The organism is Ruegeria sp. BI11 (genome assembly GCF_056538005.1).
Window position 1 is genome coordinate 20,343 of sequence record NZ_JBQFSM010000002.1, and the last position, 25,689, is coordinate 46,031.

Annotated in this window: 21 protein-coding genes and 1 riboswitch; of the genes, 4 read left to right on the top strand and 17 right to left on the bottom strand. The window is 58.6% G+C overall.

The genetic code is table 11. The features are described from left to right. Positions 1 to 4: 4 nt before the first annotated feature. Both ACR0DT_RS04905 and ACR0DT_RS04910 read right to left on the bottom strand, forming a co-directional pair. Positions 5 to 463 (bottom strand): Lrp/AsnC family transcriptional regulator, encoded by a 459-nt coding sequence (locus tag ACR0DT_RS04905; RefSeq protein ID WP_480709682.1) that lies wholly within the window; start codon positions 461 to 463, stop codon positions 5 to 7. Continuing rightward, positions 460 to 915, bottom strand: a complete 456-nt coding sequence (locus tag ACR0DT_RS04910) for an Lrp/AsnC family transcriptional regulator (RefSeq protein WP_480709683.1) — start codon at positions 913 to 915, stop codon at positions 460 to 462. Before ACR0DT_RS04910 ends, ACR0DT_RS04905 begins: the two co-directional genes overlap by 4 nt. Positions 916 to 1,045: 130 nt before the next feature. Between ACR0DT_RS04910 and ilvC the strand changes: the two genes are divergently transcribed. After that, a complete protein-coding gene (gene ilvC / locus ACR0DT_RS04915; RefSeq protein WP_480709684.1) occupies positions 1,046 to 2,068 on the top strand; it encodes a ketol-acid reductoisomerase in 1,023 nt (340 codons plus the stop codon). Positions 2,069 to 2,146: 78 nt separating this feature from the next. Next, on the top strand, positions 2,147 to 3,049 hold the full coding sequence (locus ACR0DT_RS04920) for a DMT family transporter (protein WP_480709685.1): 903 nt from the start codon (positions 2,147 to 2,149) through the stop codon (positions 3,047 to 3,049). Here ACR0DT_RS04920 and glmM read toward each other — a convergent pair. The 9 genes from glmM to ACR0DT_RS04965 all read right to left on the bottom strand — a co-directional run bounded on the left by glmM (position 3,046) and on the right by ACR0DT_RS04965 (position 15,276). Next, positions 3,046 to 4,389 (bottom strand): phosphoglucosamine mutase, encoded by a 1,344-nt coding sequence (gene glmM, locus ACR0DT_RS04925; protein ID WP_480709686.1) that lies wholly within the window; start codon positions 4,387 to 4,389, stop codon positions 3,046 to 3,048. The two genes, ACR0DT_RS04920 and glmM, sit on opposite strands and share 4 nt — an antisense overlap. Before the next feature lie 34 nt (positions 4,390 to 4,423). Then, positions 4,424 to 5,422 carry a dihydropteroate synthase gene (folP, locus tag ACR0DT_RS04930; RefSeq protein ID WP_480709687.1) on the bottom strand — a complete coding sequence of 333 codons (999 nt, stop codon included), beginning with the start codon at positions 5,420 to 5,422 and terminating at the stop codon, positions 4,424 to 4,426. Further along, entirely contained in the window at positions 5,419 to 6,339 is a 921-nt protein-coding gene (locus ACR0DT_RS04935) for a dihydroneopterin aldolase (protein ID WP_480709688.1), read from the bottom strand. Before ACR0DT_RS04935 ends, folP begins: the two co-directional genes overlap by 4 nt. A 102-nt stretch (positions 6,340 to 6,441) precedes the next feature. Next, positions 6,442 to 7,815 (bottom strand): multicopper oxidase family protein, encoded by a 1,374-nt coding sequence (locus ACR0DT_RS04940; RefSeq protein WP_480709689.1) that lies wholly within the window; start codon positions 7,813 to 7,815, stop codon positions 6,442 to 6,444. Between the two features lie 73 nt (positions 7,816 to 7,888). Next, complete coding sequence (locus tag ACR0DT_RS04945) at positions 7,889 to 8,530, bottom strand: cell wall hydrolase (protein WP_480709690.1); 642 nt, start codon at positions 8,528 to 8,530, stop codon at positions 7,889 to 7,891. Positions 8,531 to 8,716: 186 nt separating this feature from the next. Next, positions 8,717 to 11,278 (bottom strand): putative PEP-binding protein, encoded by a 2,562-nt coding sequence (locus ACR0DT_RS04950; protein ID WP_480709691.1) that lies wholly within the window; start codon positions 11,276 to 11,278, stop codon positions 8,717 to 8,719. Between the two features lie 43 nt (positions 11,279 to 11,321). After that, positions 11,322 to 13,523: a glycine--tRNA ligase subunit beta gene (glyS, locus tag ACR0DT_RS04955; protein WP_480709692.1), complete on the bottom strand. Its 2,202-nt coding sequence runs from the start codon at positions 13,521 to 13,523 to the stop codon at positions 11,322 to 11,324. Positions 13,524 to 13,532: 9 nt separating this feature from the next. Then, positions 13,533 to 14,747 (bottom strand): sodium/glutamate symporter, encoded by a 1,215-nt coding sequence (gene gltS, locus ACR0DT_RS04960; RefSeq protein ID WP_480709693.1) that lies wholly within the window; start codon positions 14,745 to 14,747, stop codon positions 13,533 to 13,535. A gap of 7 nt (positions 14,748 to 14,754) precedes the next feature. Then, positions 14,755 to 15,276, bottom strand: coding sequence for a DUF6446 family protein (locus tag ACR0DT_RS04965; protein ID WP_480709694.1), 522 nt, complete (start codon positions 15,274 to 15,276; stop codon positions 14,755 to 14,757). Between the two features lie 91 nt (positions 15,277 to 15,367). Between ACR0DT_RS04965 and ACR0DT_RS04970 the strand changes: the two genes are divergently transcribed. Next, on the top strand, positions 15,368 to 16,000 hold the full coding sequence (locus ACR0DT_RS04970) for a MarC family protein (RefSeq protein WP_480709695.1): 633 nt from the start codon (positions 15,368 to 15,370) through the stop codon (positions 15,998 to 16,000). Positions 16,001 to 16,008: 8 nt separating this feature from the next. Here the strand turns inward: ACR0DT_RS04970 and ACR0DT_RS04975 are convergent, their stop codons facing one another. After that, the gene (locus ACR0DT_RS04975; RefSeq protein WP_480709696.1) at positions 16,009 to 16,938 is read right to left on the bottom strand and encodes a glycine--tRNA ligase subunit alpha; all 930 of its coding nucleotides are present in this window, start codon (positions 16,936 to 16,938) and stop codon (positions 16,009 to 16,011) included. A gap of 205 nt (positions 16,939 to 17,143) precedes the next feature. Between ACR0DT_RS04975 and ACR0DT_RS04980 the strand changes: the two genes are divergently transcribed. Further along, positions 17,144 to 18,883: a serine protease gene (locus ACR0DT_RS04980; RefSeq protein WP_480709697.1), complete on the top strand. Its 1,740-nt coding sequence runs from the start codon at positions 17,144 to 17,146 to the stop codon at positions 18,881 to 18,883. A gap of 50 nt (positions 18,884 to 18,933) precedes the next feature. Here the strand turns inward: ACR0DT_RS04980 and ACR0DT_RS04985 are convergent, their stop codons facing one another. From ACR0DT_RS04985 to metZ, 5 genes are all read right to left on the bottom strand, one after another. Beyond that, positions 18,934 to 20,508: a thiamine pyrophosphate-binding protein gene (locus tag ACR0DT_RS04985; RefSeq protein WP_480709698.1), complete on the bottom strand. Its 1,575-nt coding sequence runs from the start codon at positions 20,506 to 20,508 to the stop codon at positions 18,934 to 18,936. Next, positions 20,508 to 21,956, bottom strand: a complete 1,449-nt coding sequence (locus tag ACR0DT_RS04990) for a TrkH family potassium uptake protein (protein ID WP_480709699.1) — start codon at positions 21,954 to 21,956, stop codon at positions 20,508 to 20,510. The genes ACR0DT_RS04985 and ACR0DT_RS04990 overlap by 1 nt, the downstream gene beginning before the upstream one ends. A 50-nt stretch (positions 21,957 to 22,006) precedes the next feature. Continuing rightward, the gene (locus tag ACR0DT_RS04995) at positions 22,007 to 22,723 is read right to left on the bottom strand and encodes a hypothetical protein (RefSeq protein WP_480709700.1); all 717 of its coding nucleotides are present in this window, start codon (positions 22,721 to 22,723) and stop codon (positions 22,007 to 22,009) included. A gap of 276 nt (positions 22,724 to 22,999) precedes the next feature. After that, on the bottom strand, positions 23,000 to 24,103 hold the full coding sequence (gene folE2 / locus ACR0DT_RS05000) for a GTP cyclohydrolase FolE2 (protein ID WP_480709701.1): 1,104 nt from the start codon (positions 24,101 to 24,103) through the stop codon (positions 23,000 to 23,002). Positions 24,104 to 24,250: 147 nt separating this feature from the next. Then, positions 24,251 to 25,441: an O-succinylhomoserine sulfhydrylase gene (metZ, locus tag ACR0DT_RS05005; protein ID WP_480709702.1), complete on the bottom strand. Its 1,191-nt coding sequence runs from the start codon at positions 25,439 to 25,441 to the stop codon at positions 24,251 to 24,253. 65 nt (positions 25,442 to 25,506) lie between these two features. Next, positions 25,507 to 25,584: riboswitch (SAM riboswitch) on the bottom strand. Positions 25,585 to 25,689: the final 105 nt, after the last annotated feature.

Here is a 25,689-nt window from a genome sequence, read left to right on the forward strand (position 1 = left end):
CTGCTTAGCCGATTGGACCGGGCAAACGTTCCTCGCTTAACAATACGTTTGCCTCAACCTCACCCGCGCCGGGTAAGGTCATGATCCGCCGTCGCAGCACCCGTTCGAAATCGGACAAGTCGCGGGCAACAACCCGCAGGCGATAGTCGTATAAACCCAATACGTGTTCAACGGTCTGCACCTCGGGGATTGCGCTGACGGCGCGTTCAAAATCCTCAAGACTGACCTGCCCCTTACGCGCCAGTTTAACACCCAGAAATACGGTCACGCCGAATCCCAGCGCCTCGGCATTCAGGCGTAGGCGACGCCCCTTGATGACCCCTGCGGTTTCCAGTCGGCGGATGCGCCGCCATGTTGCCGGTTGGGACAGCCCCAGCTTGCGCCCCAACGCCCCGGCGCTTTGCGTGGCATCCTGCACCAGCGCTCGCAGGATTGTCCGGTCAATTTCATCAAGCTCGATCATACCGGCAATACTTCGTTTCGTTTAACCCGCGCGATATGCATCAGCGCCTCGATATCGGCTATGTGCGGCAGAGTGAGGATACGATCACGATAGAGCTGCTGATAGTGGCTCATGCTACGTGCAATTATTGACAACCGAACGTCGACACGACCCAAAAATGTTTGAATCTCAATAACCTCTGAGACATTTCTCGCAGCCGCCGTGAACTCGTCAAACGCGCGCGGCTGCGTTTTGTCCAGTGTCACGCGTAGAGAGACCTCGACTGCATATCCCATCGCTGCCCAGTCGATAACGACTTCCTGCCCTAGAATGACGCCCGAAGCCTGCATCTTTTCGACCCGACGCCAGCACACGCCCTGACTGATCCCACACCGCTCGGCCAGTTCGGCCATGGAAAGGGTCGGTTCGGCTTGCAAGTGGCGCAGAATGCGTCGGTCCATATCATCAAGCATGATTTATCCGATAAATGACGAATTCACGAATAAGTTTTCGCATTTTTCTTCAATAGTCGATTGTAAAGCGCTCGCCAATAGCCGTGCGCCCCTCTAAAACCACGGCAACCGTAACTGAAAGGACCGAAACATGCGCGTCTATTACGATCGCGATTGCGACATCAACCTGATCAAAGACAAAAAAGTGGCAATCTTGGGCTACGGCTCGCAAGGCCACGCCCACGCACTGAACCTGCGGGATTCGGGCGCCAAGAACCTGGTTGTTGCTCTGCGCGAAGGGTCGGCCTCGGCCAAGAAAGCCGAAGCCGAAGGTCTGGAAGTCATGGGTATCGCCGAAGCGGCAGCATGGTGCGACGTTATCATGTTCACCATGCCCGACGAGCTGCAGGCTGAAACCTACAAAAAATACGTGCATGACAACATCAAGCCGGGTTCGGCCATCGCATTCGCGCATGGCCTGAACGTCCACTTTGGCCTGATCGAGCCGAAAGAAGGCGTCGACGTCATCATGATGGCCCCCAAAGGTCCCGGCCACACCGTGCGTGGCGAATACGTCAAAGGTGGCGGCGTGCCCTGCCTGGTCGCTGTCCACAACGACGCAACCGGCAAAGCGCTGGAAATCGGCCTGTCGTATTGCTCGGCTATCGGTGGCGGCCGGTCGGGCATCATCGAAACCAACTTCCGCGAAGAATGTGAAACCGACCTGTTCGGCGAACAGGCGGTTCTGTGTGGCGGTCTGGTCGAACTAATCCGCTGTGGTTTCGAAACGCTGGTTGAAGCCGGTTACGCACCGGAAATGGCCTATTTTGAGTGTCTGCACGAAGTGAAGCTGATCGTTGACCTGATCTATGAAGGCGGCATCGCCAACATGGATTACTCGATCTCGAACACTGCCGAGTACGGCCAGTACGTCACCGGCCCGCGCATCTTGAAATACGACGAGACCAAAGCGCGCATGAAAGCCGTTCTGGACGACATCCAACAGGGTAAATTCGTTCGCGACTTCATGCTGGAGAACGCTGTCGGTCAGCCGACCATCAAGGCGTCGCGCCGCGCCAATGACGAGCACATGATCGAGGAAACCGGTGCGAAACTGCGCGCCATGATGCCTTGGATCTCGGCAGGCAAAATGGTCGACAAGGAAAAGAACTGATCCTAACTGTTCTTAACTAAGGGGCGGCCAAACGGCCGCCCTTTTTTGTCACTGCCGTTTACCTAGCCGAGGCGCAAAATGGTTGATCAACCCACATCCCGCGATTGGAGCGGCGTGATCGCTCTGGGCCTCATCTGGGGTGGCACCTTCATGGTTGTTGCCATGGCGCTAGAGGGGTACGGGCCGGTTACCGTTGCCACTGCGCGTACGACGTTGGGTGCATTGACTTTACTGGGGATGATGGCGCTGACCGGACGCAAGCTGCCGACCGGCGATCTGAACCTGTGGTGGTTCATTGCCATCATCGGGCTGCTGTCCACTGCCTTACCCTTTATGCTGCTCAGTTGGGGACAGCAATATGTGGCTTCGGCCTTTGCCGGGCTGTCGATGGCCGCGATTCCACTGATGGTGCTGCCACTGGCACATTTCTTTTCAGACGAACCGTTAAATGCCCGCAGGTTCTTCGGTGTTTCACTGGGGTTTTGCGGGGCCTTGGTGCTGATCGGACCGGGTTTGACGCAGATCGGGCAAGGAAACGAACCCCTGGCGCAGTTGGCCTGCATCGGCGCAGCTTTGTGTTATTCCTGCGCGTCGATCTTCACACGGCGCTGCCCGCCGATTGATCCAGTAGTGCTGGCCGCACTGTCTCTGGTGGTAGGCGCCGTCCTTTTATTGCCGATCATGCTGGTGACCGAGGGCCTGCCACGCTGGGAAGGCACACGCCCCGGTCTGGCCATTGTCGCGCTGGGTCTTTTGCCGACGGCCTTTGCCACACTGTTGCGCGTATCGATCATTCGCAGCGCCGGGTCCGTCTTTCTGACGCTGGTCAACTATCAAGTGCCAATCTGGTCGATGGTCTTTGGCGCATGGATTCTGTCCGAGGCCCTACCCCTGCGCTTTTACATCGCGCTGACCATGATCCTGACCGGTCTGGCCATCAGCCAGTGGTTCAGCTTGCGCAAGATGCTGTTCGGTCGTTAACTGGCAACCGCCTCAACCTCGGCCACAATGCCATCGACGACTTGCGTCAGCAAGGCATCATCTTCACATTCCGCCATCACACGGATCAGAGGTTCAGTCCCCGACTTACGGATCAGCAGACGGCCTTGCCCGTTCAGACGCGCCTCGGCATCTGCTATGGCCGCTTTGACCGAACTGGTCTCCAGCGGGGTTTGCCCTTCGCCGTAACGCACGTTTTTAAGCAGCTGTGGAACGGTTTCGAATTGCACCGACAGCTCGGACGCCTTGCGGCCCGAATGCACCATCTCGGCCAGGAAATGCAGACCGGCCATCAGGCCATCTCCGGTGGTGGCGAAATCGCTCATGACGATGTGGCCCGACTGCTCGCCGCCCAGGTTGAACCCGCCTTCGCGCATCCGTTCGACGACATAGCGGTCACCAACAGCCGTCCGCTCCAGCCGCAGCCCCTGCGCGGCTAGATGCCGTTCCAGCCCGAGGTTCGACATGACGGTTGCAACCAACGCGCCGCCTTCAAGTCGATCCGCCTTGGCCCAGCTGGTCGCCAGTAGCGCCATCAACTGATCTCCGTCAGCCACCTGCCCGTTTTCATCCACCATCACGACACGGTCGGCATCCCCATCCAGGCAAATGCCCACATCCGCGCCGTGCGCGACAACCGTCTCGGCCGCGAGCTGAGGTTTGGTCGAACCGCAATGCAAGTTGATATTCTTACCGTTTGGCGCAATTCCGACCGGAATGACGTCTGCACCCAACTCCCACAGGACTTCGGGTGCGGTGCGGTGGGCCGCGCCGTTGGCACAATCAACCACCACTTTCAGCCCGTCCAAACGCAGATCCCGGGACAGTGATGATTTTACCCGCTCACCATATCGGAACCGCGCATCGTCCACACGGCGAGCCCGGCCAATGTTCTGCGCCTGTGCCGGTTTGACACCCTCTTCGATCAGACGCTCAATCTCCAGCTCAGCCTGATCGGACAGTTTGTACCCGTCGGGGCCAAAGAACTTGATGCCATTATCGTCGGCCGGGTTATGACTGGCCGAAATCATCACACCCAGATCTGCCCGCATCGAGCGAGTCATCAACCCCACCGCCGGCGTCGGCACCGGACCCAATAGCAGCACGTTCATACCTGTCGAGGTCAGCCCCGCCGTCAACGCGTTTTCCAGCATATACCCGGACAGGCGCGTGTCCTTGCCGATCACCACCCTGTGCGCACCGGATTGATCGCGGCGGAAATAACGCCCTACGGCAGCCCCAATACGCAAGGCCATTTCGGCCGTAATCGGATGAGTATTGGCGGTGCCCCGCACCCCGTCGGTTCCGAACAGCTTACGCATCGTATACTCCGTTAATTTCCTGCCTGCGACTGGATTAGCGGACGGCAGCCCACAGACGCAAGGCCTGAACAGTATGAGCCACGTCATGAACACGTACGATTTGCACGCCTTGTGACAATCCAGCTAAGGCCACGGCGATTGACCCCGGCGCGCGGGCATCCTTGCGTGGTTCTTGCCCAATCTGCCCGATAAAGCCTTTGCGCGAGACACCCAGCAGAATCGGGCATCCCAGCCCATGGAAAAGGCTGAGGTTTTGCAGCAGGGTCAAATTGTGCGCCTGAGTCTTGCCGAACCCAATGCCCGGATCGATCACGATCTGGTCGCGGCTCAGTCCGATCTTTTCCAGTTTTTCAACCTGACCTTCAAGGAAATCGTAGACGTCCAACAGCACGTCATCATATTGCGGGTCGTCTTGCATCACGGAGGGATCGCCCTGCATATGCATCACGCAGACGGGCGCGTCCACTTCAGCACAGAACGGCGCAAGCTGCGGGTCAAACGTAAAGCCGGAGACGTCATTAATCAGCCCTGCCCCGGACTTCCATGCCGCCCGTGCAACGTTAGCCTTTCGGGTGTCGATGGAAACAAGCACCTTGGTCTGAGCACGAATGGCTTCGATTACTGGCTGCGTCCGATCGATTTCCTCATCCTCGGGCACGAATGTAGCCCCCGGTCGGGTCGATTCACCACCGATATCCAGAATGCTGGCGCCGTGGGCCACCATCTGCTCAGCAGCGGACACTGCCGCCTCGACCGAATTATGCACCCCGCCGTCCGAGAAACTATCGGGCGTGGCGTTGAGGATGCCCATGATCTGCGGACGATCCATCGCAACACCCGCAATCTTGGCGCGGGGGCGCATCAGCCGGTTCAGCACCTCGGCTGGGATATCCTGCGCGGCGACAATCGTCGGCGCATCCGTGCGAGAAAGTTGCTCTGCATGAGTAAACCACAAGTCCTGCCCGGCAAGGGAAACCGCCCCATCAGGGCGTGCTCGGCCGTGCTGCACCAGCGGTCGGAAATACGTGGTCACAGTTGCGCCTGATCCAATGGAATGGCCCGCAGAGGCGTCTTTGGCGCATTCGGCAAGGCACCGCCGATGACCATCATCTCGCTGGCTTCAAAAGTTGCCGCGAACCAGGCTGCCAACGCGACAGCGTCCGAAGGGGCCGCCGATGGCCCATCCACTGCATCCAGCACAATCTTGGACGGAGCCCAAACACAGATTTGCCCGTTCTTCATCGCCCAGTCCAATTCTGTCCGCGTCGACACCACCACGCACCGGTGATCCCGTGCAGCTAGAACCCAAGCGTTTTGTTCGATCGCCAGCAGATCAATCCGGCGTTGTGTCATCGCGTGACCGGTCTGCGGCACCGTCAGTTCCGACGCGCCGACACACAGGATCAACGGCCGCTGACGGTTTTCCAACTGATCAATCCAACCCGTCAGGTTAGAGGACGAAATGGCCTCGTTCGACAGGAAAACCAACCGCGGATGAGGGCGTTCTTCCTCGACCATATCGTGATGAACCGTGTCCTTGCCGCGCACGATTTCCACACCCAGAGCGCCCGGTCCACGATCAAGTTTTTCAATGCGAACAAAGGCCCTTACGGCCTGAGGTTCAAGCAAAATACGTTCCGCCACTCGGTCGGCCAACGTTTCAAGCAAGTTCAAACGCTCGGCAGCCAGCTCGTGAGCAATCGCTTCGGTCACGCGGTCGTATGACAGGATGCGATCAACGTCGTCATCAATCGGGTCGGTCAGCGGACGCACCTCGACCACGATGTTGAAGCAGATGCGCTGTGTAGTACCACGCTCAGCCTGAAAGGCACCAATCTCAATTTCAACAATATGATCCCTGAGCGAGATGCGATCCAGCGGGCCGCGCGTAGCGGTCGCTTCGGACCGTTCGGACGGGTGCGCAAAGGCAAGGCGGATTTCAGAGCTCATTGGGCTGACCTTTTCGGGCTTGGTAGAGTGATCCACCAAATTTATTGGATGCGCGCGCGTATAGCATCGCAACAAACGCCATTCTAGTCGTTGATTGCGGCGTCAGGTCACGCGAAACCAGCTCATCATCCCAGATGAGGCGTGTCCCAGCATATGACAATGCAACAACCAGTCGCCCGGATTGTCAGCCACAAGGGCGATTTCGCGGGTTTGCCCGCGCTCCACCAGCACCGTATCGCGCCATGGACCAAGACTGCCGTCAGGCAAGATCAGTCGAAAATGGTGCCCATGCAGGTGCATAGCATGCGGAAAGGCGGTCTCGTTGACAAACTCGATCCGGTGAACATTACCCCGCTGCGCGTCCAGAAAGGGGTCCTGCGGGCGTTCAGCATACCCGTTCAAGGCCCAGAACCGACCCAGCTGCGCCAACTCGCGGCCGGAAAGCTGTGTGTCGCCAAGCTGCGCGGATTCCAGCCACCGCATCGCGCCGCCCTGCAACGTCATCCGATGCAGGGCGGCATTGTCCAGCGTCACTTGAGGCAGCGGATTCGGGGGCAGCGGCGTAACACCCGACCGGGCGGTGTTTGCAGACGAACCGGACACGGGGAACCGGACCAAACCAAAGCCCCCGTCGCGCTCGCGACTGATCAGACCGGCGACCGTGTCAGGTTCGGCCACAACGTCCAAGATCAAATCCGCCCGCTGAGCCGGGGCCAACGGAAAGCCTTCCTCAACCGCAAGCGGGGTCTTAAGCGGCATACCATCCAGTGCCACGATCCAACCCGCTACACCATCCAGGGCCAGATCATATACGCGCGCGTTCGAAGCGTTAATCAGCCGCAGGCGTAAACGATCATGGCGACGAACGGGAAAAGCGGGATCAAACCGACCATTGACTGAAATGAGGTTCCCCAACCGCCCGGCATGGCTAAGATCATGACCATTGTCGAAATCATCAACGATATGCCCTGTTTCCGGGTCCAGTCGCCAATCGTCCAGCATCAGCGTCAGGTCCTGATCGACGTCCGGCCCTTCGGCTTCTTCAACGATCAGAGGGCCGTAAAGACCGCGCGCGACCTGTTCGACCGAGCGGTTATGCGCGTGATACCAATAGGTTCCCGCGTCCGGGACCATAAAATCGTATTGGAACCCCTCACCCGTCGCGATCACGTCCTGAGTCAGCCCCGGTACACCGTCCATCGCATTGTCGATCCGGATGCCATGCCAATGCACTGTCGTGGGCTCAGGCAGTTCATTCACCAGCCTACGTTGGACCCGCGCCCCCTGAGGCACCCGGATTTCGACGCCGGGCACACCACCGCCATAGGACCAAACAGGAGTTTGAGGAAAGCCGTCCGGGGCGATCTGCTGCATCGCAGTCTGTGCGATCAGATCAGAGCCGGACGCACGGACCGAGTGCGGCAATACCGTCAGTGCGGCTATCGATTGCAGAAACTGTCTGCGTGTAAATGTCATTGCGGGCCTCCTGGCCCGCAACATAGTGTATAAAACGCCCCGCGCCATTAGGCTTCCAGCGCGGGTGCGTCAATCAGTTGCTCGCTGTTCGATAGTTGTGCCTGTAGAAAATATGAACACCGATCCGCGCGGTTTCCTTGTACACGCGCGACCAGGACGGACGAACCGCCGTGGTGTGGTAGTGTGTGGCACCCTCGGTCAGATCTTTGGCAACACCGTCGATGGCTGCGCGCGCTACTTTAGAAACGCGCTCATACGCCTTCTTTTCGTGGATCACTTCTTTTTGGCCATCACAGGTATAGGTGAACTGGCACTGGTATTTCTTACCGGTCCCCTGCTTGATCACACCGCACAGCGAGTCCGGAAACCGGCCACTGTTCACGCGGTTCAGGATAACCTCGGCCACGGCAAACTGTCCGCGCACGCTTTCGCCGCGTGCTTCAAAGTACAACGCTTCGGCCAAGCATTTGAAGTTTTCGTCCCCGGTGGCCTTGGGCTGTTGGTCCAACCAATCCTTCGAGTACGACATTTTTTTTGGCTCAAGCTCTTTGCGGGGCTTGAACAGAGTCAGATAGTCGCGAAAGTTCTGACCCGGCACTTCAGTCCGGGTAACAAGTTCGCGTTCGGCAGTATCGGTGGCTTTCCTTTCAGCGAAAGACACACTCGGCAGCATGGTTGCCGCCATCGTGGCAGCAGCCAGTATGTATCGTAGCATCAGATAACCTCGCACAGGCACATATCGCGCCGTACCCTCCCCCGGCGGGCGCGACGAGGCATTTAGCGCAGTCCGGCGCAGACGTCCAGATCAGAAGAAAACGCAAGTGGAAAATCGCCCGTAGCGAAAATTAATTCTGCCACAAGGTTGCTTAAAAACCACTAATCCTAGGGCTAACGGCCCGTGTCAACCCCCAAGTCTGGACGAAATTGCCAGTTGGGCGGAAGCCAGCCGAGCAACAGGCACCCGGAACGGAGAGCATGACACATAGTCAAACCCCAGATCGCGGCAGATGGCGATTGATTCGGGGTTACCGCCATGCTCACCACACACTGAAAGAGTAACATCCGGCTGGGCCTGACGTCCACGTTCTGCGCCCAGTTTCAGCAATTCTCCGACCCCTTCCGGGTCGAGCACATGGAACGGGTCCTCGACGAAAACCCCCTGACGAACATAGTCAGACATGAACCGGCCCGCGTCGTCGCGCGACAGACCATAGGTCATTTGTGTCAGATCGTTGGTGCCAAAACTCAGGAACGCAGTCTGTGGCGCAATATCATCCGCCCGCAAACAGGCCCGAGGCGTTTCAACCATGACGCCCAGACGGTATTCGAATTCCTCTCCACGTTCGCTCGCAACCGACGCCGCAACCGAGTCGATGCGGGATTTGACCAGCTCAACCTCGCGCTTGGCCGAAACCAGCGGGATCATCACCTCGGGCACAACGGGTGCACCGTCCTTGCTGGCCTCAAGCGTCGCCTCGAAGATGGCGCGCGCCTGCATGTCGTAGATCTCGGGCACGGTCACCCCCAAGCGTACACCGCGCAATCCCAGCATCGGGTTATATTCGCTCATTGCCGCGACACGCCGTTCGACATCCGACACCGGCAGATCCAACGCTTCGGCCAATTCGCGCTGTCCACTGCGTGTGGTCGGCAGGAATTCGTGCAGCGGCGGGTCGAACAGGCGGATACAGACAGGCTGGCCTTCCATGATCCGGAATAGCTGCACGAAGTCGTCGCGCTGCATGGGCAGCAAGCGTTCCAGAACCGCCGCACGTCCCGATGGGGTCTGCGCAAAAATCATCTCGCGCATCACGATCAGGCGACCGGGATCAAAGAACATGTGCTCAGTGCGGCACAGGCCGATCCCCTGCGCCAGAAAGTTCCGGGCGGTCTGCGCGTCTGCCGGTGTATCGGCATTGGCGCGGATGGCGATGTCGCGCTCGTCATCGGCCCAGCTCATAAGCGTTTGAAAACAATCGTCCAGCGCAGCCTCAAGCATCGCGGGTTGCCCAGCCAGAACCTGTCCCGAAGATCCGTCGATTGTCAAAACGTCGCCCGTTTTGAACACTCGTCCATCCGGTGCTGACAGCAGCCTTTTCTTGGTCTGAAACCGCATCTCGGAAGCACCGACAATACAAGGCAGCCCCAAACCGCGCCCGATAACCGCGGCATGGCTGGTCATACCGCCCTTTTCGGTCAAAACGGCAACAGCCGCATGCATCCCGCGCACATCCTCGGGCGAGGTTTCGCGGCGCACCAGAATACACGGTTCGCCTCGCGCGGCGCTGGCCTGCGCCTCGGCGGCAGTAAACACTATCTTGCCTGTCGCAGCACCCGGGCTGGCGGCGATACCGGTGGTCAGAACGTCCCGCTCTGCTTCGGGGTGGACCTGCCGGTGCAGCATTTCGTTCAGGGAATGCGGATCGACCCGCATCACCGCCTCTTGCGGCGGGATGATACCGTCTTCAGCCAGGCGAACTGCGATCCGCATCGCCGCACGAGCACTACGTTGTACGCGCACGCCATCCAGAATGTGCACATGGCCATTCTCGATCACGAACTCGACCTGCATTTCCTCGCGCAGTTTGGTGCGCATCAATGCCGCATGCGTCTTGAGGTCAGCAAATGCTTTCGGCGCGACCTCTTCCAGTGATTTCCCGCGCGGGTCCTTTTCCAAATACAGCGCGGCCACGTCTTCACCCAGCGCATCGCGGCCCTGGCTCTGGCTGAGGTAGCGACCGGTGATCTGTGGCATTCCCGTCGTAGGATCAATCAGTTGCAACACGCCCGAGCCACATTCGCCCTGCCCGACACCGGGGATCATTTCCTGAATGACCAAACCCAACCCCGCATCCGCAGGTGCCCCCTTGGCCTGACGCAACAACCGCGCCGAGGTTCCATCCCATGCACGCGCCATCGACCGCAGCACTGCTATCAACTGTTCGCCCCGTTTCTGGGGGAATACTTCGTCCGTCTCGTCCTCATAGGCGCGTAAGGACTGGCTCAGTCCCTCACTGCCATCCGCGTTAATATCGTCAAAAACGTCCGCGTCCAGACGGGCCACATGAATTGCGTAGCTTTGGACAAATCGCAGGTACAATGCGGCGGCGGCCTCGGCCCCCATCGAATCCGACAGGTCCACATAGCGCGCATCGTTCATACCGATATTCAGGATAGCACCGGGGCCGCCCCAATCGGGGTCTTCGGAACTGGGCCGCACACACAGCAACGCCGACTGATCGAATTGCTCCAATATGGCGTCGATGTCGGGCACTTGCCCTTCCGCAATCCGATGCACCGCATCAAACGACAGCGCCACCGTTCGCGGCACCGGAAGGTCCAAACGGACCAGACGTTGCAGGCATTTCGCCCGACCGCCATGAGTGTTGGCGGCGACGGGGGCTTCGGTCGTGATCAGAGTAGTATGCGGATTATTCTGCACTGCAGCACCTTTTGATTTCACTGCAGCATAAGCCCTTGCACCAATGGCGCAAGGGCGTTCTGGATTAACCTTCGATCTTGCTGAGATCCGCCACGCTGGAGCAGACCTGACGGATTTGGCTCAGCAGGTTCAAACGGTTGCGGCGAACGATATCGTTGTCCGTGTTCACCTGAACCTCGTCAAAGAACGCATCGACCGGGCCACGCAGCGCCGCCATTGTGGCCATCGCCTTGGGGAAGTCTTCGGCCTTCAATGCCGGTTCGATTTCTGCCTGCGCCTGCTCAAGGGCCGCAAACAGCGCCCGTTCACTGTCCGTCTCGGCGAATTTCACATCCGCGCCATAGGAGTATTCGACGCCATCCTTTTCCTCGGCCTGCGTCAGGATATTGTTGGAGCGCTTGAAGCCCTGCACGAGGTTCTCTCCATCCTCGGTGGCAATCACCGCACTCAGAGCGCGGGCGCGTTTGACCAGTAGGTTGAGGTCGTCATTCCCCTCCATCGCGATGCAGGCGTCGATGATGTCGTGACGTATACCCTCGTCCCGCAGGAAAACCTTGAGGCGGTCGTGGAAAAACGACAGCAAATCCGCAGGCACTGCCGAGACGATGGCATTCGCCGCCTCGACCTGGTGGGCCAGTTCGTGCACGCGTTTGGCTACCGCGTCTTTGTCCTCGTCGCTTGCCTGTGTTTGCTCGGCCTTGGCACCCAACAGGGCAGCTTGCCACTCAGGCAGCTTCAAAAGAACCTTCAACGCAGCTGCAAACAGGTCGGCCATCGACAGGCGCAGATCGTTTTCCAGAACCAGCCGCGTGACACCCAAAGCCGCACGGCGCAAGGCAAAGGGGTCTTTTGATCCAGTCGGTTTCTCATCAATCGCCCAGAACCCGGTTAGCGTGTCCAGCTTGTCGGCCAGCGCAACGGTCACCGACAGGGGCGCAGTCGGCACATAATCCGACGGACCCAGTGGCGAGTAATGTTCCTGCGCAACGGCAGCCACGGCGGCGTCTTCGCCAGCGGCTTCGATGTAGTAACGGCCCATAAGCCCCTGAAGTTCCGGAAATTCGTAAACCATTTCCGAGTTCAGATCAGCCTTGGCCAGACGCGCGGCTTTCTCGGCCTGATCCGCATCTGCACCAGTCACTGGGGCCAGTTCGCGGGCCAGCGCAGCGATGCGGTCGATCCGCTCGGCCTGCGTGCCCAGCTTGTTGTGGAAGGTCACATTCTCAAGCGCGCGGGTCCATTGGGCGATATCCGATTTGGCGACACGCAGGTCGTTCTCCCAAAAGAATTTGGCGTCTGCCAAACGCGCCGACAGCACCTTTTGGTTGCCCGCCAGAATGGTCGCGCCATTGTCGGTGGTTTCGCGGTTGGCGACGGTTATGAACCGCTCGATCCGACCCGTCTTTGGATTGCGGACCGAGAAGAATTTCTGATGCTCTTTCATCGAGGTTTGCAGCACCTCAGGCGGCAGGTCGAGGAACTCCTCGTCGATCTTCCCCATCAGGACCACAGGCCATTCAACCAGCCCCGCGACTTCGGCCAGCAGGCCCTTGTCGTCGACCACTTCCAGACCGGCGGCAAAGGCCATGTTCTGGGCGTCGTTCCAGATATGTTCAGCCCGTTCGGCGGGGTTCAGTACCACAAAGGCACGCTTCAGTTTGGCGACGTAATCGTCGAAGGAAGTAACCGTAAACCGATCCGGCGCCATAAAGCGGTGACCCGCAGTGGTATCACCCGCCTTGATCCCTTCGACCTCAAGCGGCACGACCTGCGCGCCTGCCTCATCGGACAGAATGCACAGGATCGAATGCAAGGGACGCACCCAACGCAGTGAGCCGCTGCCCCAGCGCATCGACTTCGGCCAGGGGAAGTTGCGAATGGTCGCCTCTAACACCTCGGCCACGATCTCAGCCGCCGGGCGACCCGCTTTTTCGATGGTGGCGAAATAGACCGCGCCCTTGGGTGTGTCGCGCTCTTCCAACTGATCGCGGGTTAGCCCTGCGCCACGCAGAAAGCCTTCGATGGCTTTATCGGGTGCGCCGACTTTCGGCCCTTTGCGTTCTTCGCGGATCGTCGGGCTCTCAGTCAGAAGACCTTCGATCGCCAGCGTCAGGCGGCGCGGCGTGGTCAGCGCGGCGGCACCGGCATAGGTCAGACCGGCCTCGACCAAACCGTCGGTGATCCGCTTTTTCAGGTCCTCACCCGCGCGGGTCTGCATGCGGGCGGGGATTTCCTCGGAAAACAGTTCGATCAGCAGGTCGGGCATTTTCGGTCCTTAGAAATTGACGATCGTCTGGATGACGATGGCATTGGCGATATCCACAAAGAAGGCGGATACAAGGGGCAGCACGATAAAGGCAATAGGCGACGGGCCATATCGCTTGGTAACTGCGGTCATATTGGCAATGGCGGTCGGGGTCGCGCCCAAAGCGAAACCGCCAAATCCCGCAGACAACACGGCGGCGCGATAGTTGCCGCCCATCACCGGGAACAGCACCCAGATCACAAAAGCCACAGTAAACAGGGTCTGCGCGGTCAAGACGGCAACGATGGCCAGACCCAGCTCGGCGATTGTCCAAAGTTGCAGGCTCATCAGCGACATCGCCAGAAACGCCCCCAGCGAGAATTCCGAGATCAGAGCCAGCGAGGGTGTGCGCGACACTGGCGGCGCATTTGGCGCAACGGCTTCGCGCAGGTTGGCGATGACGATCCCCATGATCAGGCAGGGCACGAACGATGGCAACTTCAGCCCGGTGGCAAGGATCGCCTCATTCAGCGCCAAGCCAAAGATGATCGCCACATTCAGATGCAGCAGAACACGCATGATTGTCAGGTGGTCGATCTTGGCCTCATCCTCGTTGGGATTGTCCGGCAAGCCAACCGTGTGTTCTTCGCCCGGACGCTCCGGTGACAGGTTTTTACCTTCGATCAATAGGCGCGCAATCGGCCCGCCAACCAGAGCGGCCAGCACAAGGCCCAACGTCGCCACAGCTACGCCCAGTTCTGTCGCACCCGTCAGGCCGGTCGCAGCACCAACCTCGGGTGCCCAGGCAATCGCCGTGCCGTGGCCACCGATCAGAGAGGCTGACCCAAACAGAACCCCGGCCTGCGCCGGATAGCCAAAGGCCACGGCCCCAACCGCACCGACAACATTTTGGGCAACAATCGTTACTATCGTCAAAATTACAAGCAATAACAGAGGCTTGCCACCAGCAATCAAGTCAGACAGGCGGGCATTCAGGCCGATCCCGGCAAAGAACACAATCAGCAGGAAATCCCGGGCGGCCAGGTCGAAACTCAACTCAAGACCGAAAGCCAGATACAGAAACAGCAGCAGGAACGAAGCCAGTAGACCGCCCGTCACCGGTTCGGGAATATTGAACTGCCGGAGCACAGCCACCCGCGCGTTGATCTCAGCCCCGATCAGATAGACCGCGATGCCCAGCGTGGCAGTTAGCAGGTTTGAAACCTCATGCACGGCCTCGGTCATAGCGCCCTCAGCTTTCGGGTCGCGGCGGGCATTCCTCGCCGACTACGGTGCCGTCATAGGCCTTTTCACCGCAATTATTCAGCGCGTGCCAGACATAGCCTTTGCCATCTGCGGTTATGGCGACGATCCGGTCCACACCATAGTGAATATTCTTGGCGCCCATATAAGCCTGCGCCTGCCCCGTTTTCAGGGCCTCGGCAATGGCCACTGCGTCGTAGCAATCAAACCAACCCGGCGCGGTCAGCGGTTCGGGGTCTTCGACCGACTGAAAAACTGCCAGGTCTTCACCCGTCATCTCAGTTTCAAAACACGCCCGGTAGCGGATCGGAGAGCTGTCCGCATCGATCGCCTGAAACGCCGAATAGACGATTAGCCGGGGTTCCTCTTCCCCTTCGGCAAGCAATGCCACGTCCTGCCCCGGTTTGGCCTCGACGTTATAGTAGAACCCGTACACCTGCAGGTAATACATTCCCACCCCGGCCAACACCGCGGAAACAAGAAGGATGATTGCAAGCAGTTTTCCGGTCATCTTCTCAACATCCCAATCACGCGGCCTCTTTCAACTTGGCAAAAAATAGGCCAGTTTCCAAACTGATACAGGTCGGAACGAGGCTTTTTGAATGGACATGACCCTTGCCGTTGGGTTCTTCGGCGCGCTGTTTGCGATCATGAACCCGATCACCAACCTGCCCGTCTTCCTGAGCGTAACTGACGGCCTGACGCCCACCGACCAGCGAAAGGTCGCGGCGAAAACAGCGACGTACTGCCTGATCCTGGGTGGAGCATTCGCGGCCATTGGCAATCAGACGCTTGGCCTGTTCGGAATCAGTGTTGATGATCTGCGCGTCGCGGGTGGTCTGGTCGTACTTATGATCGGTTTGAACATGCTGAACGGCAACGAAAGCACCTCGCATCACGGGACCAAGGGGGAAAAGCAAGCCTACCCCGAACCCGCAACTGTGGCCTTCTACCCGCTGGCCTTTCCTATTTTGGTCGGACCCGGAACGATCACAACGCTGATCCTCTATGCTCACCACATTTCGAAACCCATGGACGCCATCATATATGCAGGCGTGTTTCTGGTTGTCCTGTTCCTGCTGTTCATCACCTTCTGGAACGCCTCGGCCCTGGCAAAACGTCTGTCCGACAACGCACGCGTGATCATGAGCCGCTTCATGGGCATGATCCTGTCGGCCATCGCAATCGGCATGATTGCGGATGGCCTGAAAGTGCTGTTGCCGGGATTGGCCTGAGCGCGCCATCAGGCCTCGAACCCGGCGGCCTTGGTCTGCACGAACGCATCGGCACATTGCTTGGCCAGCGCCCGCACGCGACCAATATAAGCCTGCCGTTCCGTGACCGAGATCACGCCCCGCGCATCCAGCAGGTTAAAGATGTGGCTGGCCTTGATGCATTGGTCATAGGCCGGGTGAGCCATGATGATGCGCTTGCCAGTTTTGGGATCGTCATGATCCTGCGCAAGAATGGCGGCGCATTCGGCCTCGGCCTCTTCGAAGTGACGCAGCAGAACTTCGGTATTGGCAACGTCAAAGTTCCAGCGGGCATATTCTTCTTCGGTCTGTTTGAAGATGTCGCCATAGGTCAGCGGGCTGGGCGATTGCGGATCGTTGAAAGGCATATCCATCACGTGGTCGATGCCCAGCACATACATTGCCAGTCGTTCCAGACCATAGGTCAGCTCACCGGAGACCGGCGCGCAATCGTGGCCCCCAACCTGTTGGAAATAGGTAAACTGGCTGACTTCCATACCGTCGCACCAAACTTCCCAGCCAAGCCCCCAGGCACCCAGCGTGGGGCTTTCCCAGTCATCTTCGACAAAGCGGATGTCATGCAGGTCCATGTCGATACCGATGGCCTGAAGGCTGCCCAAATACAGCTCCTGCAGATCCGGCGGGCTGGGTTTGATCAGCACCTGGTACTGATAATAATGCTGCAACCGGTTCGGGTTCTCTCCGTACCGCCCATCAGTCGGGCGGCGCGAGGGCTGCACATACGCTGCCGCCCACGGTTTCGACCCCAGGGCGCGCAATGTGGTGGCTGGGTGGAACGTACCCGCACCAACCTCCATGTCATAGGGCTGCAGGATGGCGCAACCTTTCGAGGCCCAATAGGTCTGAAGTCGCAGAATAATTTCTTGAAAAGAACGTGGTACGCTGGACGGTTCGGTCATGACATTCCCTTTGGGCACGTCTGCGCCCGGTTCCGGTCGGTTTTGCCCTTCCTATGCAAGGGGCCAAGGGGCGTCAACGGGCCAATCGGGTCAGGCTGTCACTGCGCCGCCACACTGGAAATTCCCCGTATTCCGGGCATGGCTTTCTGCGTCTCAAATCGCGTAGTCTGCCGCAAAGCTAAAACACTGCGAACACGGGCAGACAATGACACGCATATTCACTGCAATTTTGTTTCTATTTTCTATCGGCGCAAGCGTCGCATCAGCGCAACAGGACGCTGGTGTTTGGGTACAGGTCGAAGCACGCCCTTCGCTGCGCGAAGCGCAAGAGCGCGCACAGGCTTATGCAAACGTCCTGCCCGATGTGAACGGGTTTCGCCTGAACTCTGGCTGGTATGCCATTGTTATCGGGCCCTATTTGCGCAGTGATGCCGAGCAGGTCCTGGACGTTTACCGGGCCGAGGGTCAGATACCCGCTGACAGCTACATTGCCTTCACAAGCTCATTGGGTCAGCAGTTCTGGCCGGTCGGAGAAAATATCCTGAACCGGGGTGTGGTGACGCCGCCCGTCGAAAACACCCCGCAACCTGAGCCGACCATATCCGGGCTGTCGGCTGAGCCCGCAGATGAAACCCGGTCGCAGGCCTTGCAGTCTGAACGTTTGCTGACCGCACTAGAACGTAGGGATTTGCAGACCGCCCTTCAGGCCGCAGGTTTTTACAACGCCACCATCGACGGCGCATTCGGTCAAGGAACACGCCGTTCAATGGGCGATTGGCAGCGTTTCAACGGCTTTGAAGTCACTGGTGTTCTGACCACAGCGCAACGCAAGGCGCTGATGGATGACTACAACGCACCGCTGATCAGCGTCGGCATGGCGCGTTATTCGGACCCGCAGGCCGGTATTGATCTGGACCTTCCGTTGGATGTCGTTGCCTTTGACCGATATGAGGCCCCCTTTGCGCATTTCCAAGGTACCGACGATTTGGGCGCCAAGGCGCTGTTGATCAGCCAGGAAGGCGACAAGGCCACCCTGCGCGCGCTGTACGAGGTCATGCAGTCGCTTGAGATTGTCCCCCTGGGCGGTCCGCGAGAGCTGCGTGGTGATCGCTTTACGCTGGAAGGTCGCGGCAATGGTGTTGTCTCCTATACTCAGGCAGCGCTGAAGGACGGCCAGATCAAAGGTTTCACGCTTGTCTGGCCCGAAGGGGATGAAGGTCGTCGAGCGCGAGTTCTGGCCGCGATCAAGGCCAGCTTTACCACCAATAGCGCTGTGCTGGACGCAGGGGCCGGGGCGAATGCCGAGCAACGGATCGATCTTGTTTCCGGCCTGCAAATCCGCAAGCCGCGCCTGTCCCGGTCCGGCTTTTTCACCGATGCCAGCGGTACAATCCTGACGGTATCCGAGGCCACCGACAGCTGCACCCGGATCACCCTGAACGACGATCAGGAAGTTCAGGTCGCCTGGGCCGATGCTGATCTGGGCGTGGCCGTTCTGCGCCCTCGCAACAACCTTGCGCCGATCAGCGTTGCGGAATTCGGCACCGACCAACCGCGCATCCAATCCGAGGTCGCAGTGTCGGGCTTTTCGTATCAGGGCGCACTGGGGGCGCCGACGCTGACCTATGGCCAGATCACTGACGTGCGCGGCCTGAACGGAGAAGACGGTGTCAAACGTCTGGCGATGGCCGCCCAACCGGGTGATGCGGGCGGGCCTGTTTTTGACGGCGCAGGTCAGGTTGTCGGTATGTTGCTACCCACCCCGTCCGATGGGCGCACCCTGCCCGCCTCGGTCAGTCTGGCAGCCACGGCTGAGCGGTTGAACACGGCGCTTGAACAGGCGGGCGTCTCGGGCCAACCGGGTCAATCGACTGCCGAGATCTCGCCCAACGAACTTAGCCGCAGGGCCAACGGAATGACCGTTCTGGTGCATTGTTGGGATTAAATTGATCCCAAAAAGTGGAACGCCGCCCCTTTGGGCGGCGTTTTTTGTGGTTACACGATATCAGGCGTTACGCGAATCAGGGTTGGAACCGGCGCATCAAAGGCCGCGCGCAGTGCGGTCTGCATCTCGGTCAAACTGGTAGGCGCGGCAGACAGGGCCCCAAAAGCCTCGGCCAGTTTGCAGAAATCCGGGTTGTGGGCGATCACCGCGTTCGGCGCGATCTGACCTCGGACCATACTGTCCTCGATCTCTTTGAGCTTGCCGTTGTCCCACAGGATAATGGGCAGTGAAAGGCCCAGCTCGACCGCTGCGCCAAGCTCCATCATTGTATAGTGAAATCCGTAATCCCCGGCGATCACAGCTGTTGGTTTTCTCCGACGCGCTACCGCACCGCCAATACCAGCGGGCAAACCATATCCCAGCGTGCCAAAGCCGGTCGGGTGATGCCAGTGATAGGGATAGGCCATATCCCAGACCTCTTTCCCCGCATAGGCGATTTGGGTCATGTCGGAATAGATCATCGTATCCGCTGGGATGGCATCACGCAGAGCATCAAGCACCGGAACAATCCCCGGCCGCTCGGCATCGACCTCGGCACGCCAGCGTCTGCGCGCCTCGGTGATTTCTTCCGGTGTCCAACCCGTTGCGGGTTTCACCTTGTCAATCGCACCCCACAAGGCATGCGCAAAGCTTTCCCCATCAGCCTGCAGCTTGACGCCTGCGCGATGGTGGTCGGACAGAACTCTGGGATCAAGATCGACCCGCACCAGATGAGCGTTGTGCCCCAGGTTGTCGCGCCACAGATCGACCTCGCCAAGTTCAGCACCCACGGCAACTACAAGGTCAGCAGACCCTATTACCTCGGCACTGCCGGGGCGGGTCAGCATGGCGCCAAAGTCCAGTGCATAACCCTGCCCGGCCATCCCACGCCCGGCAAAGGTTGTGAAACAGGCCGCACCCAGTTCCGTCAATATCTGTCGCCACAGATTGGACCGCGCGCCACCGCCCAAAATGAACAACGGCCTGCGCGCGATATTCAGCAGTGACATGACCGGTGCTATATCGGGCGGCAAAACCTTGGTGCGCAGACCCGGCTGATTGGGAAATGGCGCGGGGTCGGCATCGGCCTCAAGCTGGGCAATCGGCACCTGAATATGTTTGGGACGCGGACGGAACAGTTCGAATTCTTCAAAAGCACGCTCGACCAACCCATAGGCGGCCTGTGCGGAATTGGCCTGCCGCGACCAGTCGGTCACGGTCTCAGCAGCTCCAAGCTGATCCTTCATCTGATGCAATTGCCCATGTACCGCCTGTGATTCATCCAGACACGAAGACATCACCAGCAAAGGCACCGAATCCGTATAGGCCTGCCCCATCGGCGTCATGATATTGCACAGCCCAGGCCCGGTGATGACATAGGCTACACCCGGCTTGCCGGTCGCGCGGGCATAACCATCGGCCATAAAGCCAGCCCCCTGTTCATGCCGGGCCAGAACATGCGTGATGCCGGCTTCCTCGATGCCGCGATACATTTCTTGGTTGTGAACGCCGGGGATACCGAAAATCACGTCAACGCCCCGATCTTTCAACATATGTGAAATCTGGGCACCCAAAGGTCTTTTCATCAGTTTCTCCAGAATTGGACGGTAAACAACGCATAGACGGCCAGCAATTCCAACCGCCCGACCAGCATGCCGATGGACAACAACCATTTAGCGGTGTCATTCAGCCCGGCGAAATTTCCTGCTGGGCCGATCTGGCTGCCCAGCCCCGGCCCGACATTGGCCAGTGCCGTCGCAGCCCCCGAAACCGAAGTGATAAAGTCCAACCCGGTCAGCGCCAACGCCCAGGCCAGTACGCCCAGCGACAGCACAAAGAACATGAAAAAGCTCATCACCGAGGTCAAAACATCCGTCCCGATTGTGCGTCCGCCATATTGCGGGATGAAGACGCCGTGGGGCGATCGGATGCGGCGAATTTGGGTTTTGATCGACGCAAACAGCAGCTGATAGCGGAAAATCTTGATCGAGCAGGCAGTCGAGCCCGCGCAGCCTCCGATCAGGCCTATCAGAAAGAACAGCATGACGGGGAAACTGCCCCAAGTCATATAGTTGACGCTGGCATAGCCTGTGCCGGAAATGATCGATGTGATGTTGAACAGCGATTCCCGGAATGCCTGTTCCCAATGATGCGGAAAGACGACGGTTAGGAAAACCGCCATGACCAAAACCAACACAAGGACTGTTGCAAGGAAGGTTTGTATCTGGCTGTCCTGCCACAAAGATTTCGTGTTGCCATTGGCGAACTGAACATAGCGCACGAAGGGCAGCGCCGCGAGGATCATGAAGACCGCAGCCGCATACTCGATCGGCCCCGAAAAACTGGCAAAAGACGAGTCGTAGTTCGCGAACCCTCCAGTCGCGATGGTGGTCATTGCATGCACAACAGCATCAAAGAACTTCATGCCTAGACCGGTGTAGACGAGCGCGCAAACAAAGGTCAGAAAGACATAAATCAGCGAAATTTGCCCCGCAATTTCTTGCGCACGCGGCAGGATTTTCCCCATGGTTTCAAAACCTTCAGAGCGGAAGATTTGCATCCCGCCAACCCGAAGTTCGGGCAAAAACACCATGGCGACAACGATGATTCCGATACCGCCCAGCCACTGCAGCAGCCCGCGCCACAACAACAAGCCTTGAGGCAGATCATCAAGCCCGGAAATGACGGTCGAGCCGGTGGTGGTCAGCCCCGACATTGCCTCAAAATAGGCGTCGACAAAGCGCAGCTCGGTTTCACCAAAAAGAAACGGGATTGCGCCAAAAAAGGGCAGCGCCACCCAGACACCGGTTGTCAGCAAAAAGGTCTGACGGATCGTCAGACCTTCGCCCACCCCGTTTGAACAGCTGATGGACAGTACAACACCCGTCAGCATAGTGATGATGCCGCTTCCCAGAAACACGTGCCATTGGCCCCGGCCTTCGATGAAATCCGCAAGCATAGGCAGCATCATGGTCGCCCCAAGAATGGCGACCAACAGGCCAATCACATATCCAACCGGGCGCATGTCCGTCATGAGGCGCAGCGTTGGCGCGCCTGCACGACTGTGTCAAGCGGATGTCCCGTTTACTCGTCGGTTTTGCTGACGGGTGTGGGCATCGCGGGCGGTTTCGAAGGCGCGCGCGTCCGGTTTTGAGGTGCCGCAGGTTTGTTCGCTTCCGCCAGGGGCGCAACGGGCTTAGCCGCTACTTTCGGGACTACGGGTGTCACGGCAGGTGCCTCTGGCTTAGGCGTGGCCGGTTTTGTTGCCTGCGCCTTTGGCGCGGCTGGCTTGGCAGTGGCCTTTGGTGCCGCGGGTTTCGCAGCTGCTTTCGGGGCCGCAGATCTGGCCGTTGGTTTGGGAGTGACGGGCTTTGCCTCAGCCTTGGTAGCCACCGCTTTAGGCGCAGCAGCCTTGGCAACTGTGGGTTTGGCGACCGCTTTTACCACAGCTGGCTTTGGCGCTGCAGCCTTAGCGGCAGTTTTTGCCACAGCCGGTTTGGGCGATTCGGCTTTCGGAGTGGTTGTCTTTTTGGCTCGAACGATTGGCTTGGATTTGGGCGCGGCTGTCGGTTCGGCTTTGGCCACTGGCTTGGCGGCCGCCGTTTTGGACTTGAACTCCGGCTTCTTCTCTGCCGGAGCAGGAACCGAGGATGACGCATGCAGGGCCTGTACTGGCACGAAAGGCAACTCCATGGCCGAGCTTGCCAAAATCTGCATGATCTTCAGTTGGTTGCTGACCGCGTAACCGGCCATTCGAATGGCCGCCGCCTGAAATTCAAGCGGTTGGGTAATCGGATTCATTAGTCATTTCTCCTGTAAAAGCGATGCAACCTTCAAAGGAAATAACGAACTTGCCCCGCCCCGATCTATGGGGCGGACGACCAAGGCCTGAAATCCCCGGGCGTTGCACGTCACGGCTTCCTTTCAGAGTGGTCTGAGGGCTGGCAGGCACACACACCACGGCTGCATTCCTCGCCAGTTTAGCGCGAAACACACTGCTCGTGCAGAAATTTTGCTGCGATGCGGCAAAATTTCGCCAATTGGATCAAATTGAGACTTTAAGGTTCCCTTACCGAGTTACCCGACGTGGAACAGGGTCGTGAACAGGCGCGGGTCCAGACTGGCCGAAACAAAGGTTGGACCTTCGGTCAGGACTGACACCGCATCATGGCTGTGCAAGCTTTCCTGATGGCTGGCCACTACACGGAAATCCCCGACATGGTGATCGGCCAGAAGCTCAGCGCAGAATAGCCGCGCGGCGTCTTCGACAAAGATTGGGTTGGCGGCGTTCAACTCGGCAAAGGCTTGTTCATCCTCACGCTTGACCATTACTTGCGTTTCCGTCGGCACGGCGCGACGGCACAGTGCGATCAGGTCCTCGAACCAAAGACAGTTCGCTGTACAATCCAGAACGACGGAAATCCGCGCGACAGAACGCTGTGAATGCGGCGTTGCCAACTGCCCCCGCGTAGCTCGCGCATGTTCGCTCAGTTCAAGCGAGCATGGGCAAGTCGACGAGTAAACGTAATCCAGATGCATGATCTTCTGGCGCACACCGTTCTGTTCGACCAGTTCCAAGGCAATATCGTAATATTGATATCCTTTCAGCCCCGAACGCAGGCTTTCCACCCGATCCGGGTAGGAAAATCGCATCTGTATCCGTGCATCGAAACTGTCCAGATCGGTCATGTAGTCATCCAGGGCAGCTTCCATGACGTCAAAACTGAACGTACGCTCAGCATGTTTGTAGAACGAGCGCATGATGCGGGACATGTTGATGCCCTTCTTTTCCGCCTCAAGACTGACCGTTCCGGTGACCGAAGTCTCAAGTGTCAGGTCCTCACCATGCTTACGGTGAAAACGGATCGGCAGGCGGAAATTGGAAATGCCAACATGCTGAATTTGCTGTTTGGCCCCGCGGATCAGGCTGGATGGCCCGTTCTGAAGGTCAGGCAACGTTGCGCGATAGGCCGCGTCGACCTTGAAGTCTTCGGCATAGTCACGTGAAAGCGATGGATAATTTACTGGAACCAGCCCCGGAACCAAGCGCGCAACAGCCGGATCAAGCTGGCTGATTTCAGCTTCGGTCGCAGTCTCGGCCCATTTGCGCAGAGTTTTAAGCGCGGCGGCTGCGTCATCATTGTCAGGTGCGTCTTCAATGCTGCGGGGGTGCACGTTCATCGAACGGGGCTCCTTGGTTGGTCGCCGGAATATATACGGGATCGGCAGATTTTCCAGTCTAACCTTATACGCGCAAAAACAAAGCCTGGATGCATATTTGCACAGGGCGCCATATCTGCGCCCCATGCATTGCGGTGAATGCGGGATTTACCGCTGGGAAACGTCCAGCGCCTGCTTGATATCGGACAACAGATCGCCGGAATCTTCCAGACCAATAGACAGGCGGATCAGGCCGGGCGTGATGCTCAGCTCGTCCTTCTGCTCATCGCTTAGGCGCTGGTGCGTCGTTGTTGCCGGATGCGTTGCAATCGACTTTGTATCGCCCAGATTGTTGGAAATCACCGGAATCGTCAGTGCGTTAAGGAAGGCAAACGCGGCCTTTTTCCCGCCCTTGATGTCTAGCGACAGCACGGTGCCGCCCTTGCCGCCCAACTGTGACTGAACCAGCTCATTCTGCGGATGCGTTTTCAGCCCCGGATACAATGTGCGTTCCAGCGCGGGGTGACCTTCCAGCGCCTCAGCCACGATTTGAGCCGTCTCAGCCTGCGCATTGACCCGCAGGGTCATTGTCTCAATACCTTTCAGCATGATCCAGGCGTTGAACGGGCTGAGCGCACCGCCGGTGTGCTTCATATAGGGTTCAACCGTACCGCGGATGAAATCTTTGGAGCCGATGATGACACCACCCAGTGCACGTCCCTGCCCGTCGATATGCTTGGTCGCGGAATAGATCACCACGTCCGCACCTTGTTCGATGGCCCGCGAAAACACCGGAGTGGAAAAGACGTTATCCACAACAACCAAAGCCCCGGCTGCGTGGGCAAGTTCAGACACAGCGGCAATATCGATCACTTCAAGCGCCGGGTTCGACATGGATTCAAAGAACACTGCCTTGGTGTCGGGCCGGATCGCTGCCTTCCATTGCTCCAGATCGGTGCCGTCCACATAGGACACATCCACCCCGAACCGGGTCAGGATGTTCTCAACGATATATAGACACGAACCAAACAGCGCCTTGGCCGAAACAATGTGGTCCCCGGCCTTAAGCATCGAGGTGAGCGCACCATTCACCGCCGCCATCCCCGAAGCCGTTGCAAAGGCATCCTCACCGCCCTCCAGCGCCGCGATGCGCTGCTCGAACATCGACACGGTGGGGTTGCCATAACGGGCATAGATGAAGTCATCCGGGCCACATTCCAGGAACCGGGCCTCGGCCTGTTCGGCATTTTCGTAGACGAATCCTTGGGTTAGAAAGATCGCCTCGCTGACTTCATTGTATTGGCTGCGACGGATGCCGCCATGGACGGCTTGGGTGCGTTTGTTCCAGCTTTCGCTCATGTCATTCCTCTCGACCCTTGTCTGGCAAGGGCATCAAAAAAACCCCAGACGCGGTCAAGCGAAAGGGGCCTTTCATCCTGACCTTTTAGCGGTTTTGTTTAGCGTGGCCCGCAATCCGGTAACAAATCGCCACGTAGTGGAGTTGGCCATACGCCGCACATGCGGTCGCGTCAACCCTGACAGGGGCAACGTTTCGGATATGTAACAGTCGATTTACCAAGTGTTCCGACCGGCGCTTTATGTGTGCT

Coding starts and splice junctions, on each gene's coding strand:
- gltS (WP_480709693.1), bottom strand. CDS start 14,747: ATGACCGAGGCCGTGCATGAGGTTTCAAACCTGCTAACTGCCACGCTG.
- ACR0DT_RS04970 (WP_480709695.1), top strand. CDS start 15,368: ATGGACATGACCCTTGCCGTTGGGTTCTTCGGCGCGCTGTTTGCGATC.
- ACR0DT_RS04935 (WP_480709688.1), bottom strand. CDS start 6,339: ATGAGCTCTGAAATCCGCCTTGCCTTTGCGCACCCGTCCGAACGGTCC.
- ACR0DT_RS04965 (WP_480709694.1), bottom strand. CDS start 15,276: ATGACCGGAAAACTGCTTGCAATCATCCTTCTTGTTTCCGCGGTGTTG.
- ACR0DT_RS04905 (WP_480709682.1), bottom strand. CDS start 463: ATGATCGAGCTTGATGAAATTGACCGGACAATCCTGCGAGCGCTGGTG.
- ACR0DT_RS04945 (WP_480709690.1), bottom strand. CDS start 8,530: ATGCTACGATACATACTGGCTGCTGCCACGATGGCGGCAACCATGCTG.
- ilvC (WP_480709684.1), top strand. CDS start 1,046: ATGCGCGTCTATTACGATCGCGATTGCGACATCAACCTGATCAAAGAC.
- ACR0DT_RS04940 (WP_480709689.1), bottom strand. CDS start 7,815: ATGACATTTACACGCAGACAGTTTCTGCAATCGATAGCCGCACTGACG.
- ACR0DT_RS04980 (WP_480709697.1), top strand. CDS start 17,144: ATGACACGCATATTCACTGCAATTTTGTTTCTATTTTCTATCGGCGCA.
- ACR0DT_RS04975 (WP_480709696.1), bottom strand. CDS start 16,938: ATGACCGAACCGTCCAGCGTACCACGTTCTTTTCAAGAAATTATTCTG.
- glyS (WP_480709692.1), bottom strand. CDS start 13,523: ATGCCCGACCTGCTGATCGAACTGTTTTCCGAGGAAATCCCCGCCCGC.
- ACR0DT_RS04995 (WP_480709700.1), bottom strand. CDS start 22,723: ATGAATCCGATTACCCAACCGCTTGAATTTCAGGCGGCGGCCATTCGA.
- ACR0DT_RS04990 (WP_480709699.1), bottom strand. CDS start 21,956: ATGACGGACATGCGCCCGGTTGGATATGTGATTGGCCTGTTGGTCGCC.
- ACR0DT_RS04985 (WP_480709698.1), bottom strand. CDS start 20,508: ATGAAAAGACCTTTGGGTGCCCAGATTTCACATATGTTGAAAGATCGG.
- folE2 (WP_480709701.1), bottom strand. CDS start 24,103: ATGAACGTGCACCCCCGCAGCATTGAAGACGCACCTGACAATGATGAC.
- ACR0DT_RS04920 (WP_480709685.1), top strand. CDS start 2,147: ATGGTTGATCAACCCACATCCCGCGATTGGAGCGGCGTGATCGCTCTG.
- metZ (WP_480709702.1), bottom strand. CDS start 25,441: ATGAGCGAAAGCTGGAACAAACGCACCCAAGCCGTCCATGGCGGCATC.
- glmM (WP_480709686.1), bottom strand. CDS start 4,389: ATGCGTAAGCTGTTCGGAACCGACGGGGTGCGGGGCACCGCCAATACT.
- ACR0DT_RS04910 (WP_480709683.1), bottom strand. CDS start 915: ATGCTTGATGATATGGACCGACGCATTCTGCGCCACTTGCAAGCCGAA.